We start from the raw sequence: 17581 nt of genomic DNA on the forward strand, positions 1-17581 counted from the left end.
TCACCTCATTTTATTAATAATACTCGCTAATCGTCCTGCTCCAAACCCATTGTCAATATTTACCACTGATATTCCGGCTGCACAGCTATTTAACATACTTAATAAAGCTGCTAACCCATTAAAACTAGCACCGTAGCCCACACTAGTAGGCAATGCAATTACTGGTTTAGCAACCATACCTCCAACGACACTAGCCAAGGCGCCTTCCATACCTGCAGCTACAATAATTACATTAGCATTTTGAATAATATCTTGATGCGCAAATAATCGGTGGATACCAGCAACGCCAACATCATAAACGCGCTCTACTTTATTTCCCATGATTTCTGCTGTAACAGCGGCCTCTTCAGCGACAGGTATGTCGCTTGTACCCGCAGACATAACGAGAACAAATCGTTGACTATCAGGTTCTATCGTATCACGTTTAACATAAATTATTTTAGGTACTTCGTAGAACTGTGCTTCTGGCAGTACAGCCTTTACCACTGCATACATAGCTTCAGTTGCTCGAGTAGCTAATATACTATTGTTATGTACAGCTAAACTTTTCATAATTGTTGCTACTTGTTCTGCTGTTTTCCCTTGACAAAATATCACTTCAGGGAATCCCTGTCTGATCATACGATGATGATCAATTTTTACAAAGTCTAAATCTTCATATGGTAAAATTTTAAGCTTATCTATTGCTTCATCCAAAGACAATCGACTTGCTTGAAAGTCTTGCAATACATTGCGTAAATTATTAATATCCATGTTTGTCTCCTTAATTAATAGTTTAGTTCAATTGAATAAGATTGCTTTCTATTATATCACTTTTCTAATTTATAAGCATATAATACTAAAAACTTGGCCTTAGCCAAGTTTTTAGTAACTTGTAGCAATAATAGCAATATCTGGTTCGTGTAATAGATTTATTATGCCAGCCGGAGTCGTAATTAATGGTCGTGCTAAATTACTACTGTTGAGTCTAAGAACCTTACCTTCTATACCATTCGTAAGTTTGACATTACTATCAATTTGATAAGGAATAGCAATGCGATTAAATGCTTCTATTACATTTGAATCAAAATGAATCTCACTGCCTTTGTTAATAATTTCCATTGCCTCAAAAGAGCTCAGGCGTGAGCGGTATACTCGATTTGTAGTCAGCGCATCATAAACATCTGCAACAGCTACAATTCGTGCTAATGGATGGATCTGATGCCCTGATATTCCCCAAGGATATCCACTGCCATCGCAGCGTTCATGGTGCTGTAATGCCATAAATGTAACACGATAATCTAGGTAAGTATCTATTTTAAGAATATTATAACCAAGAGCAGCGTGTTCTTTAATTTCGTTAAACTCTTCTGATGTTAGTTGACCTTGCTTATCTAAAATATACTTTGTGATTCTAGTTTTCCCAAAATCATGCAGTAATCCGCCCATACCTAAAAGGCATAATTCATCATAAGGCAAATCCATCGCAATACCGATAATTATAGAGAACAGACCCACGTTGACGCTATGCATAAATAAATAATCACTTGTAGAATTAACGTCATCTAAATACATGAGAACATTTTTATTTTTCGCTAATGTAGATACAATATCATTTACATAATTCTGCAATTGTGTTAAATGTCGAACTAAACCATCAGTACTGTTAAAAGCATCTTCAACATTTGAAATTAATTTTAACCTAGTATCCATATTAATTAAATCATATGCTTTACTAATTTCATAATTACTAGTTTTATCATCACGCACAGAAATAGAAAAGATTTCATGCTTTTTAAGTAAATTAATTAATTCCTGTTTTAATGGCATACCTGCTGTTACGAGTGTCCTACCATATCTATCGACGATATCTTGTGCTAAAATCATATTTTCCTTGACATCATTTAACAACATTTGCTGAATTTTTGTTACCTCCTATCCAGGGTATGTTCTCCTTATGTAGCAAACCCAGCTTGTTTATGATAATTCTACATAAATTTAACATTTCCCTTCTAAATCTAAAGAAAATATTGGCTGTAATATTATATGGATCTAAAATAAATGTTGTGACATTCTCATCGAAAGGAAAGTACAAGATCGCATAATCAAGGATATAGTCGTCTATTAAGATTATATTTTTATCAGGGAATATTGTTAAACGTCAAATTAACGTTAGAACGTTTCTAAGTGAAAAATATCTTAAAGGATAATTAATCTTGTCTGCAAAAGTCTAGAAAGTTATTGTTTTTACCAAGTTCTTCAATTTTGTGTTTTGCATCTCTTATGGTTTTTCCAAGATTAGCAACTTTTTTCATTTTAGTATCTGTTAAAATAAATTCACGATTTGACATTATAATATGTTCTTTCAAATCATTACCACACCAAAATTGAGTAATTTCCGCTTCCATTTAAACAGCTCCCTTTACTAAATTCTTAAATTAATATTTCGGCAAAAGGACATGATTCCCTGCAAAGTTAATCACTTCTAGGACCGTGTTTAATTTTCATAGAAAATAACCAGAAGTATAACTAACTAAATATAACCAGACAATGTGGAAGGCATAACATCTGACTATATTTTACCAATAGACTTTATTAGATTCAAAAAGATATACTAAAAAATATCCACAAAAATAATTTAAAATGAGGCGATATTTTGAGACGTTTTAATCGCACGATTGATTGGACTGTCAAATGGAGTAAAAAATTATATCCAGATCGCACGAATGAATGGGACAAGCAGCAACAAGCCTTGAAGAATCTGAAAACAATCGATATATTATTACATAAGAAATTATAAGGCAATAAAAATAGGTGACAAATATCACCTATTTTTATTGGCCTTATTCCTCGTATAAGTATTTTATTCATCTAGCTCGTTGTCATACATAATTAGCTAATATCAAGGTATACTTATATTATCCGTTTAGTTGGAGATGGTGTATATGAGCAATCAAACGCTATTTTGGGCAAGTCTAATATTTTCATGGTTGTCTACTCTATTTCTAAAAAAAGAAGATCTAAGGCGATATATGCCTGTTTCTTTATTTTGTATGCTTACTTTTGCTTTTATCTTTGAGACTGGTATTACCTTACATTGGTGGGCAGTAAAAGAGACCTTTTTCCCTCTTATAAATTTGCCAATATTCCTTTATGGTGCTTATCCTATTGGTACAATCTGGATTTTCAAATACACTTATGGACACTTTTGGCTGTTTCTTATCACAAATATCATTTTAGATTATATCTTGATATTTTTCCTGATTGATTGGTTTGTTCAGCGCGGTGTCTGGGAAGCTTACATAACTTATTCTCAAGTATTATTTATCACTACCTCACTCGCTATCCTTATCTACGGATACCAGATGTGGCAAGAAGGGCAGCAGGAAACAGGAGTTATGCTTAATGGACGGTCTGCAATCTGCAAACCACTTAGCAAGGAAAATCCGGATGAACCTAACAATCAGTAAATTCACTTTCAACAATCACATCTTAATGATCCCTCACGATATTCAGCTCATGAAAACTATAAAAAAAAACGACGGTCAAATTAAATCTTTCCGTCATATATATATTCTTTAATTTTTTTACATAAAATCCCTCAGAAACACTTTTATCTAAACAAAGGGTTCGCAAAAAATGCGAACCCTTAAATTTACTATGTTTTGCTGGTCGGAGCGGCGAGATTCGAACTCACGGCCTCTACCACCCCAAGGTAGCGCTCTACCAAACTGAGCCACGCCCCGACTGACAGAATCTATTGTACCCTTTTTTAGGTAGTATGTCAATAAATTCATTCAATAACTTTTGCGCCTTCAGCATCAATGCTAAGCGTAATATATTTGGATTTTACATCACACTTAGCAAAAGCTTGAACCATAGCCATACCTATTCTATCGCAATTAGATTCTGTAAAGGCAATTAAACAAGGGCCGGCACCGCTTAAAGCTGCACCATACGCACCTTTAGCTACAGCTGCATCAAATACCTGCTGCATACCAGGAATAAGCTGCAGCCTATAGGGTTGATGAACTTTATCTTCAAGTGCATATTGCAAATGATGAAATTCGCCTTTACACAATGCTCCAATTAATAACGCCACCCTGCTAATATTAAAGACGGCATCTTTCATTGTTATTGTGTCTGGTAATACTTGACGTGCTGTATGCGTAGATAAATTAAACTCAGGAATTGCCACTACCATATTGAGCATTTTCTCGGGCATAAAACGTAAATAGACAGGTTGATTACCTTGCATTACACTTATGGTAATTCCTCCAAAAATTGCAGGTGCTACATTATCTGGATGACCTTCTATTATAGTAGCCATGGAGAATATCTCCTCTTGAGTTAATGTATTTCCTGTTGCCTGATTTGCTGCTATAAGCCCGCCTACAATAGCAGCAGCGCTACTGCCTAAACCACGGGCAAGAGGAATCTTGTTATATAACTTAAGATATATTCCTTGATAGGGCTTTCCTACTTTATCTAATACTGCTTGCACAGCTTGATAAATAATATTATTCCTATCAGTTGGAATACGCCCGTTACCTTCACCCTCTATCTCAATCCTTAAAGTTCCTTCGTCACTTAAAGATAATTCGAGCTCACTATAAATAGTACAAGCTATGCCTACCGTGTCAAAACCAGGTCCACAATTAGCAGTAGTTCCTGGCACACGAACTTTAACTGTAATCGACATATAATATCTCCCATCTCATTATCGTGGAATATTATGCAAAGTCTTCTGCTTCTACTCGAATTACGCTACTTATTTTATTTACTACTGACATGCCGGAAATTGTATTAATAGCCAATCGTAGATTAGCATCAGATACTTGGTAAGTAATCAATACCAGTTCAGAAGAGTTATTTACTTTTCGTTTTTGAATAACAGAGTGCAAACTTACTTGCTGTGCGCCAAAAGCACCAGCGATTGCAGCTAATACACCAGGCTTATCTGCTACTAATAATCGAATATAATAAGGTGATTCTGTATTTTGTACAGGGCAAAAACTTTTTTGTGAAAAACAAGTGCAAAGAATACGGCTGTTTGCATTATGGGTAATATTACGAGCTACATCAATAATATCAGACACTACAGCACTAGCTGTAGGCATGCCGCCAGCACCGCGTCCATAAAACATAGTTTCTCCTACCGCATCACCTTTTATATAAATAGCATTAAAAACGTCGTGAACTGAAGCTAACGGGTGCTTTGCAGGGATAAAGGCTGGGTGCACACGTACATCAATACCACGTTCATCATCTTTAGCAATTGCCAATAATTTAATTACATATCCAAGTTCTTTTGCATAAGTAATATCTTCTGTGGAAATAGTAGTAATACCCTCAACGTAAACATCATCGATAGATACTCTGCTACCGAAAGCAATCGAAGCTAGTATTGCAATTTTGCGAGCAGCATCAAATCCTCCTACATCAGCAGTAGGGTCAGCTTCAGCGTATCCCTTAGCCTGAGCTTCGGCTAAGACACTATTAAAATCCAGACCTTCATTTGCCATTTTAGTAAGCATGTAATTTGTTGTACCATTAATGATTCCCATAACTTCGCTAATTTTGTTTGCTGCCAAACATTGCTTTAAAGGGCGAATAATAGGAATTCCTCCAGCAACGCTGGCTTCAAATAAAAAGTCTACCTTACTTTTATCAGCAGCTTCAAATATTTCCTGACCATGTTTTGCTACAACATCCTTATTGGCTGTTACTACATGTTTACCAGCGACTAATGCTTGAACAATATAGTCCTTAGTAGGATTCATGCCACCCATGACTTCCACTATAATATCAATATCTGGGTCATTAATAATATCATCAATTGTAGTGGTAAATTCAGCATCGACATCTATATTTCGATTTTTATCAAGTTGACGGACCATTATTTTTTTTATATTTACAGGTATACCAACCTTTTGTGAAATATCATTTGCATTTTCGGTAAGTATTTTAACAACGCTAGTTCCGACAGTTCCCATGCCAAGTAAACCAATAGTAATTGTCTTTCTCATTATTGTTTCGCTCCTTTTTAAGCTTGACCTAACACTTCTAAGCGTTTAACGCCTTCAACCATTCTTACTTTATCTAGTAAAGCTTCTAAATCAATTACTAATTCAGCCGTTTCAATAGAAATAGTAGCATTGGCCACACCTTGAAGCGGTATACCTTGGTTAATTGTTAGCACACTACCACGTTCATTGGCAATTGTATTTAAGACTCTTGATAGAACACCTTGTTTATGCTCAAGCAAAAGTGCTAATGTTACTATTTTTTCTTTACTTGCTTCGTAAAAAGGAAAGACATAATCTTTATATTTATAGTAAGCACTGCGACTCAACTCCATTTTTTCTACAGCCTCATTAATTGTACGTGCTTCACCACGTTTTAACATATCTTTTACTTTAATTGTCTTTTTTATCGCTTCAGGTAATATTTCTTCACGAACTAGAAAAAATACAGATTTTTGTCCTATCACTGCTATACCCCCTTAGTATTACTCATGCGGATAATAATCTATTCTCAGTAGACAGTATAGCACTACTACACTACAAAAAACAAGTATTATTAATAAAAAAAATGGTCAATCTGTACAGATTGACCATTTTTATCAATTTCTCAGCTATCATTTTTGTTTTTATAAGTTTTATTTAAAAAATAATACATATTAATCCGCCACTCCCATCGTTTACAACTTTTTGTAAGGTATCACGCAATTTTATCTGTGTATTTTCTGGCATACCAGCAAGTTTATTTTGAATGCCTTCCCGGACTAAAGCATTTAGTGATTTACCAAATAAATTTGTCCGCCATATTTTTTCTGGCTCTCCTTCAAATTCTCTCATGAGATATTGAACGAGTTCTTCGCTTTGCTTTTCACTGCCAATAATAGGTGATATTTCAGCTTGAACATCAGTTCTAATAATATGTAATGACGGTGCAGATGCTTTTAATCTCACACCAAAGCGATTCCCTGTTTTTATAATTTCTGGTTCCTCTAGAACCATTTCATCCAGCTGTGGTGATACAATGCCATATCCAGTTAAATTAACTTGCTCTAGCGCACTTGCTATTTTATCATACTCACGTTTTGCAACAGATAAGTCTTGCATTAGACGCAATAAATGGTGTTCACCTGATATCGTAAAGCCTGTCAATTCTTCTAATACTTGATAAAATAAATCAGTTCTGGCTGTAATCTCAATTACTGCAATACCATTTCCAAGATCCATATCGTGCAAAATTACATCTGCAATAAAATCGTAACCTGATAAATCATCAATGGCTCGATCAATGTCTCTAAGTCTTCTTACATATTGGACTACCTCGCGTACTGCACCATCAAACTTTTCTCTAAGCCAATGATCAGTTTCCAATTCTTCAATCCATTTCGGCAAAGAAATATTTACTTCTTTTACTGGAAATTCATATAAAACTTCTTGTAAAATGGCATAAATATCATCTTGATTAAGTTGAATACAATCTACAGGTACTACAGGAACATCATATTCATTTTCTAACTTTGCTACTAATTCACGGGTTTCTTTTGAAGTTGGCCGGCATGTATTTAATATGACTAAGAATGGTTTTTCTAATGCTTTTAATTCGTTAATAACTCGCTCTTCAGCAGGTACATATTTTTCGCGGGGTAAGTCTGTTACACTGCCATCAGTAGTAATTACTAAACCAATCGTAGAATGCTCATCAATTACTTTCTTTGTACCAACTTCTGCGGCCTCTTGAAATGGAATTTCATGATCAAACCAAGGTGTAAGGACCATACGGGGGCCATCTTGCTCTTCATATCCTAATGCACCATCGACAGTATAGCCCACGCAATCAACCATTCTGACTCTAACATTTATATTATCCTTAACACTAATTTCGACAGCTTCGTTTGGAATAAATTTAGGCTCCGTTGTCATAATTGTTTTGCCAGCGGCACTTTGTGGCAGCTCATCCTTAGCTCTTTCTTTCTCATATGGATCAATCATGTTAGGTAAAACCATCGTTTCCATGAATCGTTTAATAAACGTTGATTTTCCTGTTCTGACTGGGCCTACAACACCAATGTAAATATCACCACCAGTGCGTTCGGCAATATCCCGAAATAAATCGAATTTTTCCATTTACCGTTTCCCTCCCTACAGCTATGCTTTATGGAAAATACTAGCGTATATTCTACACTCGCAAACCATCCCTCCCTTAATGAAAAAATAAGAATCGAATGAAATGAAATGAAATAGTATTTTAAAATTAACTAAATAGTAGTCAATTAATCATTATAAATATATGACATGCCAGCAATATTATTACAAAGTAAGAAAAAAGACTGGGCCTAAGCCCAGTCTTTTTTCTTACTTTATTTTTCTTTAGAATTAACACTCATATTGCCTGCTTTTATTTTTAATTCTGTACCTTTCAATAGCCTTTCAATATTTGGCTTATGCCTGCCGACTACGAACAAGGCGGCAAGAATACCAAAATATAAGAATTCAATTTTTTCACCCCAAAGCCACATGAAAATGGGTACTAATACAGCAGATACAATGGATGCCAATGATACATAACGAGTAATATATACTATAATTGCCCATATTAAAAATATGATTGCAGTAATTTGAGGAACTAATACAGCTATGACACCTAAACCCGTGGCAACGCCGCGTCCACCTGTAAATCTCAAAAACACTGACCAATTATGACCAATAATAGCAGCGATGCCGCCCGTTAATAGTGCGATTGGTGTGCCTATAAAAAAATCACTTACATATACTGCAATAACTCCTTTGGCTGCGTCAGTAAAAAATACCCAAAAAGCCGGCCACAGACCTAACGTTCGAAATGCATTTGTGGCTCCAATGTTTTTACTGCCAAAATGCCGTAAATCTACATTATATATTTTTTTCCCAATAAGCAATCCGTTTGGAATAGAACCAATCAAATAACCAAGTACAGCGATAAGTAAATAATTCATTATATCACTATCTTCTCCCCATCATATTATTCTTCCTCTTTACGTCCACGCACCACAAGTTTTAGTGGTGTTCCTTCAAAACCAAAGCTTTCTCGAAGTCGATTCTCTAAGAAGCGCAAATAGGAAAAATGCATTATTTCGGGCTCATTAACAAAAAGAACAAATGTTGGAGGTTTTACATTAGGCTGAGTAGTAAAATAGATTTTTAAGCGTCTGCCAAACTGTGACGGCGGAGGATTAATTGAAACTGCGTCTTCAATTACTTGATTTAAAACACTAGTAGCGATACGCATCGTATGCTGCTCTGCTACAAATTTTATCAATTCAGTAACACGAGAAACTCTTTGATTCGTAAGAGCTGAAATGAAAAGTATTGGTGAGTATTGCATAAAAGCTAATTCTGTACGAATATTCTCTGTGTATCTTAGAGACGTTTTGCCGTCTTTCTCAAGCAGATCCCATTTATTTACGATAATAACAGAAGCCTTACCTGCATCATGAGCGTAACCTGCGATTTTTTTATCCTGCTCTGTAACACCATCTACGGCATCAATCACAATTAAAACCACATCAGAACGATCCACCGCTCGCAATGCTCTCATGACACTGTATCTTTCAACAGGAAGCTCGACTTTAGCTTTACGTCGCATTCCAGCCGTGTCAATTAAAACGAAAGATGTATCATCTTTTGTAAAGTGAGTGTCAATCGCATCGCGAGTGGTACCTGCTACATCGCTTACAATAACTCGTTCTTCACCAACTAATCGATTTACCAATGAAGATTTTCCTACATTAGGACGGCCAATAACCGCAACTTTAATTGTTTCATTATCCTCTTCCACAACTTCATCATTAGGTAAACGTTTAACAACCTCATCCAGCAAATCACCAATATTAAGAGCATTTGCAGCAGAAATGGCAATTGGATCACCAAGTCCCAAATTATAAAACTCATATATTTCATTTGCTTTTTGCATGTTATCAACTTTATTTACAGCTACGATCACTGGCTTACGAGTATTACGCAGAATAATAGCAACTTCTTCATCAGCAGAAGTCAAACCAACCTTTCCATCTACAATAAATAAAATAGCATCTGCCTCGTCAATTGCTAATTTCGCTTGATATCGCATTGCAGTTAACATTTTATCGCTAGATTCTATTTCGATGCCACCGGTATCAATCATCGTAAATTCACGGTCAAGCCACTCTGCATCAAGATAAATCCGATCTCGGGTAACGCCTGGGATGTTTTCAACGATGGATACTCTTTTCTGTCCGATATAATTAAATAACGTAGATTTACCCACATTAGGGCGTCCAACAATGGCTAAAATTGGTTTACTCATATTTATCTCCTATACGTAATCATATATTTTTATAAATTAAAATTCAATACCTTGGCGTGATTCCATTTCCGTTGAATAATTATGACGTATTTCCTTCATTTCCGTTACTAAATGAGCAATGTTAATGATTTCAGGCGGTGCATATCTGCCTGTTAAAATAATTTCCGGAATTTTGGGTAGTGTCATGCGATCTTCGGTTAAGAAACTGACTACAGAATGTACGTCTAGTATTTTACATGCGATTGCTACATTGATTTCATCGAGAATAACGATGTCATATTTACCGGAACTTATAGCATTCTTTGCTTTATTCCATCCATCTTGGGCTAATTTTTTATCAATCTCTTCGGGGTTTTTCAAATTCACAAAATCATTGCGACCAACCTGAAGCAACGTTAAACCAGGAAAATTGATACTAGACTTAAATTCACCATATTCTGTATTATCCTTCATGAATTGAATCATACAAACTTGAAAACCATGTCCACAGGCTCTGAATGCTAAACCTAAACTAGCAGTAGTTTTCCCTTTTCCATCACCAGTATATACTTGCACTAATCCTAAATTAGCCACGAAATTACCTCCAGGCTTGTAATAATTCTCTTAAATCCTTAGCACCATAGGCTGCACGTACAGGAACTGCTATGTGATCTTCTAATTGCTCACAAGTCATATTATCTAAAAATACAGTCTCACCTTTTTTTAATGCGGCTCCAGGTATGATGACGCCTGTTCGTATTCCCTCATTTGCTGTCAACGTTCTAATTATATCTTGCCCCGTCAGTAGCCCGCTTACAGTTATGTCAGTACCAAAAAATATGTTTTCAACGGACAAAACACGAATTGTTAAATTGGGAATGGTAATATCTTTTAATAATGGTCCTAGGATTTTTTTTGCTGATATGCCACATACCACATCCAGATAATGGGGCTCAGAATATCCTTGCGCTACTATTGGTTCTTCCTGCCATTCAAATAAGAAGTTTCGCACAAGACCAATTCCATTTTCAAGCTGAGGAAAACCATCGTACATCTCATAATCCGGGATGGGCTGATTCGCTGCGAGATAAAATTCATCTGATAAATAGACAAAAGATGTTCCATTCTCTTCCCGGCATTTTTCTTGCCAGCTATTTATCTTCTCAACAACAGCAAGGGCTTTGTCTGGTGTAAAAGTTTCTAACTCATAACAATTATCTCGAAAACGGCTCAATCCAACAGGAACGATTGCCATTGATAGTATATTCGGATGTAATGCATATAAATCACGGATTGTTCTTTCAAGATCGTCACCATCATTAATATTCGGGCACAATACGATCTGCGTGTGCATTTCAACACCATTGTCAATTAACGTATGTAATTGGTCCATAATGTTACCTGCAACTTTATTATTTAACATTCTTTCACGTAGCATACCATTTGTAGTATGGACTGATATATATAAAGGTGATAAGTGAAGCTTGCTAATTCTCTTAATATCGCGAGGTCCAAGATTCGTTAGAGTAACAAAATTACCATACAAAAAAGAGAGACGATAGTCATCATCTTTTACGTATAAACTTTCTCTCATACCAGGTGCCATTTGATCCACGAAACAAAATATACATTTATTGGCGCATCGACGAACACCATCAAAAACTGCGCTTTCAAATTCAATGCCTAAATCTTCGTCATATTCTTTTTCTATTTCAAAAACTTCTTGTTCTCCATTTTTCTTTTCAATCAAAAGTTCTATACATTCATCCGCTAAAGCAAAGCTTAAACCAATAAGATCTCGAATATTTTCTCCATCAACTGCAAGCAGACGATCCCCTTGTTCCAAACCTATTTCATCTGCAATACTTTCTGGCATAACTTTTGAAATAATACCACTATATGCCATCAATGTCACCTCTCATGCTATATTCCTTTTTTTTTCTTTATTTCCTGCAATAAAAGAAAGAGTGATGGAAGAGCATCACTCTAAATAAATCATTATTTAGATCCTTTTTCAAAAAATGATTTTATAATGCATTTTATTATAAAATCTTTATTGCATTCTATATCATACTATAAATCGCAAAGAAATACTATTTATATTATAAAAAAAGTATTTCTTTCCTATTTATTCTTTTTCTTTTTCATGATTCGGCTTAACATTCTCTTTTTTAGCTTTTAATTTAGGTCCTAAGAAATTAGCAAACTCTGTTGTAGCAAACTGTTTTAGTTTTCCTTTTGCTTCTTTCATACTGCCAGTACTCAAAAACAAAAAAGCAACGACACCAACAACCAGAAAACCTACAATCCAGCCAATTGCCTTACTTGCACCCGAAGGTCCTGTTTGCTCTGTACCTACTCCAGCTGCCCCTTCTGCATTACTAGGAGATGCGGATGTTTTTCCTAGGATACTCGGTATTACATCTGCAAACAAGGCAACACCTCTTTCGGCAGATTCACGATCATTAGTTTCCGATCCGACTTCTAATAACATAGAGCGGGGGTGCAAATCTTGGTTATAATCACCGCCTTTAGCAAAGAAAATACCTTTAATTAAACCTGGGTGTTGCGTGTCTGAATTTGCTTTAATTTGTAAAGCATAATCTTCAATTTGTTTTCCCGTAGGTCCATATTTTCCAACAACTAATTGCAACTTGGTAATATCTTTACCATCGATATTTCCCTTATAGACTTCTGGTGGAGCTGCATCACGGTGGATGTCGAAAATAGCATCCGGCTGTTTTTTTAAGAGTTCTGTAACTGTACGCCGCGAACGCTCATAAGCCATATTATCGTGAGGATCATGTTTAGCTTCGGAATGAAAAACTTCTAATCCTTTACCTTGTAAGGCACTTGTAAAGGCATTTCCCACTTTATAAATACCGCCGGCTCCTAAGATACTATCTTTGCCGTCAGTAGGTATATAGGATTCATCAGAGTGAGTATGATAAACAGCAACTTTACCACTGGCTTCAGCCCATGCAATAGAAGGATGCAGAATACTAAAAAAAATATTTTTTTCTGGATTAGCGTATTTACTTAGGTTGACATTACCTAAAAATTTACTCTGGGCAATATCACCTGAGATGCTAATTACCTCATAACGTTTATTGTTCTCAGTAAGAAACTGATCACCTACGTCAACGCCCCAGCCTGTTATATAAACGGTATTACCATTCTCATCGACTAAAGTATAATATCCCCCATCTGTTCGCTCATGTGCATACCCTTGCATGGTTATGCAGAATACCAATAATAGCACTATAACTGCCCCCCGCAGTTTATTCATGATCTTCACCTCTATCCTTTTCTTCCTTACTTGCAAGCTCTTCATTTAGTTTACGAGTTTTACCTTTGCGATTATTATGGGAAAGCTCTTTGCTAAATTCGTATAATCCTTCTGGTCGATATCTACCAAGCACTGGACCACCTTGCATCTTCTCTCTAGTTTCTCCAACTAATTCTGCAACCATCACTGCTATAACCCCTGCAATCATTACTACGTCAAAAGCACCTGCACCGCCAATATCCGTTGTACCAGGTATACCTAATCCTATAATTGTAACCATATGCACAATATCGCTTAAGACAATACCCAAGACTCCACCTACAAAGGCACTTCGTCTAGAACGACCAGCTAAATAGGCAATTAGACCTGCAGATATGCCATATATAATTTTAGGATCTAAGAACATATTCTCTGGCTCATAGGGTAAATAACGCGACCCTAGGGATACAGCAACAGCAACTAAGATAGCTGCCAGTATAGCTCGTACCCTTTCTGCCGTTTCATCGGCTTTAAATATTAGCCAAATCGCTAATAAAGCTGGCAATAATGCTCCCCCAACATTAATACTTACTTCAACGGGAGTGCTCATAAGAGGAATATCAATAAAACTACCTACAATTACTGCACCGATAAAAAGTAAAGCCTGTTTATCGGTTAAACGCATTCTATCTAGAATTCTATGGGCTACACCAAAATAAACCAAAACACCAACAACCAATAGCATAATCATTCCTATTGGCATATTCATATTTATTCACCTCTACTGTATTTTATGGTTTATCTTGCCCCTTTAAGAAACAAAACATACAAAAAAAGCATGGCATCAGCCATGCTTTCTATTAACAGCATATTTACTTATATCAATTTCTCTGGTGATCAGCCAATCTTTACAGTAGCCAGAAATAATGAGAGGAACACATTCTAGCTCTCTTACATTGACAGCTCCCAACAGCAGCATATAACAATGAATTTCATGCAAAAACTCTTGAAACCAATTAACAGCAGAATCTATATTTTTCTCACACAACAGTCTCACTATTGGTGTTGCCATACCTGTAGCAACACCGCCTAATGCAAGAGATTTCACCACATCTAGAGAGGTACGTATTCCGCCCGAAACCATCATATCCATTTGTTTAGGTAATACTGACATCGTTTCAACAGCACTTATAACAGTAGGAATTCCCCAAGATAAAGTCTCTTGATTAACATCTAACTGACGACGGGCAGCTTCAATTGCTAGAAAGTTTGTCCCACCAGTACCACCAACATCAATTGCCTTAATACCAGTTTCGGATAACAATTTTGCCTGTTCCTTGGCGATTCCGCAGCCAACTTCTTTAACGATTACAGGAACCTTCACTTTATTAACAATATTAGTAATATTTGTAAGATATCCTGTAAAATCTCGATCTCCCTCAGTCATCATCATTTCTTGAGCAACATTTAAATGAATCTGAATGCCTTGGGCATCAATCATATCTATTGCCATCTGAGCTTGCTGTGGAGTAACATAGGCCCCTAAATTTGCGAAAATAACCCCATGAGGATTTTTTTTACGAACAATCTTGTAAGAGTGCTGCACTTCAGAATGCTCCAAAGCCGCATATTGAGAACCAATTGCCATTGCAGTATTGGTTAAACTGGCAAAATCAGCAATACGCTCATTAATTTCTGTAACATCATTAGCTCCACCAGTGATTGCATTGATAATAACAGGATGGGCAAGGGATATACCAGCCAGCGAAGATGAAACATCAATATCATTCCAGGATAAATTGGGAAGGCAATTATGTATTAAAGAAATGTCGGCAAATCCGCTAGCATTAGGTCCATCATGTAATGCTAATGAATATTTTAAATGATCTAATTTACGTGATTGGCGCACCCTGTCATCTCCCTACTCAAATTTCTTAAATAGGTGTCCGAGTTTATCACCAATTGTCGATCCGGTTCCTTCTTGCTTATCCAAATAAGATTGATATTCTACTCGTTCAGCATCCTGTTGCGCTTTGTTAATACTAAGAGAAATCCGTTTATTTTCTTTATTAATCTCCAGTATCTTTACAGTTACTTCCTGTCCAATTGCTACGATATCCTCGACCTTATTGACTCTCTCATCGGATAGTTCTGACATATGAACCAGACCTTCTATTCCTGGAACTAATTCTACAAATGCTCCAAATTTAGTAATCTTAGTAACTTTTCCTTTTTCAATTGCACCTATTGAATATTGTTCGATTAAATCTAGCCAGGGATCACGCCCAACTTCTTTTAAGCTAAGGGAGATTCTCTTTGCCTCATTATCAATTTTTAAAATGAGTACCTTTACCTGATCACCTAGGGCTACAATTTCCTGAGGGCTTTTTACACGGTGCCATGATAAATCTGAGATATGAACTAACCCATCAATACCGCCGATATCAACAAAGGCACCAAAATCAACAATACGTCGTACTGTTCCTGATACAATCTGTCCCACGGCTAATTTTGAAAAGATTTCTTCTTCAAGAATGCGACGTTGTTCTTGCAATATAACCTTACGAGATAAAATTGCTCGTTTTTTAATACGATCAACCTCAATGGGTTGAAAAGTTAATGTTTGTCCTGTAAAAGGTGATAAATCTTCTACAAAGCGTAATTCTACCTGAGACGCAGGAACGAAACCATGAACTCCCAAAACAGAAACCTTTAAACCACCATTTACAACTTCCAAAACCTTAGCTTCAACTTGTTTTTTATTCTCTAGGGCTTCTTCTAATACATCCCATGCTACTATTGCATCAGCTTTTACCTTAGACAGTTTAATACCATCATTGCTCTCTAAGTCTAATACAAACACGTCAATGGTTTGCCCCTCGCTAACTATTTCTGCGGCATTCTCTGGTGTTGGATATGCTAATTCAGCTAAGGAGATGCTTCCTTCTCCTTTATAGCCAATGTCAACAAAAACCTCATCTTTACGAATACCTACGATCTTCCCCTTGATAATACTGCCTTGCTCAATTTTGATTACTTCATTGTCTAACAATTGATTGAATTCTTGCATTTTTTGATAAACCTCCTCTATTAACCAATCTGGAGTGGATGCACCTGCTGTAATTCCAACAGTTTCTATCCCAGAAAAATCTTCAACTCTCAATTCCGCAGCTGTTTCTATATGATATACCCGGCTGCCAGCATCATGACATAATTGGGCTAACCTTGAAGTATTTGCACTATTTTTACCACCAATTACTAACATTACATCTACTTTTGCTGCGATATTTAATGCTGATTGTTGCCTAAGATCAGTTGCAGTGCAGATTGTACGACGAATTTGAAATTCGTTGCATTTCGTTTGCAAAACATTAACTATAGTTTGAAAAACTTCTCCAGAAAATGTAGTTTGTACCACTACACCTAATTTCGGCATAAAAGGTAAGTGCATTGCTTCTTGAATTGTTTCGACTACGATTCCCTGGTTGTTTGACCATTCTAAAATACTCTTTACTTCTGGATGGTGTTTTTCACCAACGATTACTACAGCAAAACCATCCTGTAATAACTCATGAGCTGCTTGTTGGGCTTTTTTCACATGGGGACAAGTAGCATCAACAACCGTTAATTTTTTAGTCTGGGCTTTCGCATATATGTCCGGACCTACTCCATGAGAACGTATAATCACTGTACTCTCATCATCAACAAAAGATAAATCGTTTACTACTTCAATACCTTTATCTGAAAAGCGTTTAACTACTTGTGGATTATGAATAATGGGTCCTAAAGTATGTATAGTGCCTTCCATACCTATACATTCTTGAGCCATTGCCACTGCGCGTTTAACACCATAGCAAAAACCTTGGTGTTCAGCCGCAATTATTTTCATACATTACCTCCTATAGATTGTAAATTACTTATAGTGATATTCCCTGTAAATAATAATTATTCCTTTTATTTTATGTGAAAATAAAAAGGATATACTTAAAGCCAAGGTGGATTGATCCTCGGATA

General features: G+C 36.1%; 17 protein-coding genes and 1 tRNA gene. 2 read left to right on the forward strand and 16 right to left on the reverse strand.

Features of this window, described 5'->3' with window-relative positions; translation table 11 throughout:
* The 3 genes from larB to FR7_RS12100 all read right to left on the reverse strand — a co-directional run bounded on the left by larB (position 1) and on the right by FR7_RS12100 (position 2387).
* Complete coding sequence (larB, locus tag FR7_RS12090) at positions 1 to 753, reverse strand: nickel pincer cofactor biosynthesis protein LarB (protein WP_007934168.1); 753 nt, start codon at positions 751 to 753, stop codon at positions 1 to 3.
* A 111-nt stretch (positions 754 to 864) separates the two neighbouring features.
* On the reverse strand, positions 865 to 1893 hold the full coding sequence (locus tag FR7_RS12095) for an HD-GYP domain-containing protein (protein ID WP_017531223.1): 1029 nt from the start codon (positions 1891 to 1893) through the stop codon (positions 865 to 867).
* 296 nt (positions 1894 to 2189) lie between these two features.
* Positions 2190 to 2387: a hypothetical protein gene (locus FR7_RS12100; protein WP_007934166.1), complete on the reverse strand. Its 198-nt coding sequence runs from the start codon at positions 2385 to 2387 to the stop codon at positions 2190 to 2192.
* Positions 2388 to 2635: 248 nt separating this feature from the next.
* Here FR7_RS12100 and FR7_RS23495 point away from each other — a divergent pair, with 248 nt between their 5' ends.
* Positions 2636 to 2779 (forward strand): hypothetical protein, encoded by a 144-nt coding sequence (locus FR7_RS23495; protein ID WP_017531222.1) that lies wholly within the window; start codon positions 2636 to 2638, stop codon positions 2777 to 2779.
* 145 nt (positions 2780 to 2924) lie between these two features.
* Positions 2925 to 3449 (forward strand): hypothetical protein, encoded by a 525-nt coding sequence (locus tag FR7_RS12105; RefSeq protein WP_007934164.1) that lies wholly within the window; start codon positions 2925 to 2927, stop codon positions 3447 to 3449.
* Between the two features lie 199 nt (positions 3450 to 3648).
* Here FR7_RS12105 and FR7_RS12110 read toward each other — a convergent pair.
* The 13 genes from FR7_RS12110 to FR7_RS12170 form a co-directional block, all read right to left on the reverse strand.
* Positions 3649 to 3725, reverse strand: a tRNA-Pro gene (locus tag FR7_RS12110).
* Positions 3726 to 3772: 47 nt separating this feature from the next.
* Entirely contained in the window at positions 3773 to 4681 is a 909-nt protein-coding gene (thrB, locus tag FR7_RS12115) for a homoserine kinase (protein WP_007934162.1), read from the reverse strand.
* A gap of 31 nt (positions 4682 to 4712) precedes the next feature.
* Entirely contained in the window at positions 4713 to 6008 is a 1296-nt protein-coding gene (locus FR7_RS12120) for a homoserine dehydrogenase (protein ID WP_007934161.1), read from the reverse strand.
* Between the two features lie 17 nt (positions 6009 to 6025).
* Positions 6026 to 6472, reverse strand: a complete 447-nt coding sequence (locus tag FR7_RS12125; RefSeq protein ID WP_007934159.1) for an ACT domain-containing protein — start codon at positions 6470 to 6472, stop codon at positions 6026 to 6028.
* A 172-nt stretch (positions 6473 to 6644) separates the two neighbouring features.
* Complete coding sequence (gene spoIVA, locus FR7_RS12130; protein WP_007934157.1) at positions 6645 to 8123, reverse strand: stage IV sporulation protein A; 1479 nt, start codon at positions 8121 to 8123, stop codon at positions 6645 to 6647.
* Positions 8124 to 8356: 233 nt separating this feature from the next.
* Positions 8357 to 8971, reverse strand: a complete 615-nt coding sequence (gene plsY / locus FR7_RS12135; RefSeq protein ID WP_007934156.1) for a glycerol-3-phosphate 1-O-acyltransferase PlsY — start codon at positions 8969 to 8971, stop codon at positions 8357 to 8359.
* Positions 8972 to 8997: 26 nt separating this feature from the next.
* Positions 8998 to 10320 carry a ribosome biogenesis GTPase Der gene (der, locus tag FR7_RS12140; protein ID WP_007934155.1) on the reverse strand — a complete coding sequence of 441 codons (1323 nt, stop codon included), beginning with the start codon at positions 10318 to 10320 and terminating at the stop codon, positions 8998 to 9000.
* A 36-nt stretch (positions 10321 to 10356) separates the two neighbouring features.
* Positions 10357 to 10893 carry a cob(I)yrinic acid a,c-diamide adenosyltransferase gene (locus FR7_RS12145; RefSeq protein ID WP_007934154.1) on the reverse strand — a complete coding sequence of 179 codons (537 nt, stop codon included), beginning with the start codon at positions 10891 to 10893 and terminating at the stop codon, positions 10357 to 10359.
* A 4-nt stretch (positions 10894 to 10897) separates the two neighbouring features.
* Positions 10898 to 12205, reverse strand: a complete 1308-nt coding sequence (locus FR7_RS12150) for a DUF512 domain-containing protein (RefSeq protein WP_007934153.1) — start codon at positions 12203 to 12205, stop codon at positions 10898 to 10900.
* A gap of 222 nt (positions 12206 to 12427) precedes the next feature.
* The gene (gene spoIIP / locus FR7_RS12155; RefSeq protein WP_007934152.1) at positions 12428 to 13588 is read right to left on the reverse strand and encodes a stage II sporulation protein P; all 1161 of its coding nucleotides are present in this window, start codon (positions 13586 to 13588) and stop codon (positions 12428 to 12430) included.
* Positions 13581 to 14336 carry a DUF1614 domain-containing protein gene (locus FR7_RS12160; RefSeq protein ID WP_007934151.1) on the reverse strand — a complete coding sequence of 252 codons (756 nt, stop codon included), beginning with the start codon at positions 14334 to 14336 and terminating at the stop codon, positions 13581 to 13583. Before FR7_RS12160 ends, spoIIP begins: the two co-directional genes overlap by 8 nt.
* Positions 14337 to 14411: 75 nt before the next feature.
* The gene (gene fni / locus FR7_RS12165) at positions 14412 to 15476 is read right to left on the reverse strand and encodes a type 2 isopentenyl-diphosphate Delta-isomerase (protein ID WP_007934150.1); all 1065 of its coding nucleotides are present in this window, start codon (positions 15474 to 15476) and stop codon (positions 14412 to 14414) included.
* Positions 15477 to 15488: 12 nt separating this feature from the next.
* Positions 15489 to 17456 (reverse strand): bifunctional 4-hydroxy-3-methylbut-2-enyl diphosphate reductase/30S ribosomal protein S1, encoded by a 1968-nt coding sequence (locus FR7_RS12170; RefSeq protein ID WP_007934149.1) that lies wholly within the window; start codon positions 17454 to 17456, stop codon positions 15489 to 15491.
* Between the last annotated feature and the right edge of the window lie 125 nt (positions 17457 to 17581).

Source organism: Pelosinus fermentans DSM 17108, from assembly GCF_000271485.2.
Taxonomy (GTDB): Bacteria; Bacillota; Negativicutes; order DSM-13327; family DSM-13327; genus Pelosinus; species Pelosinus fermentans.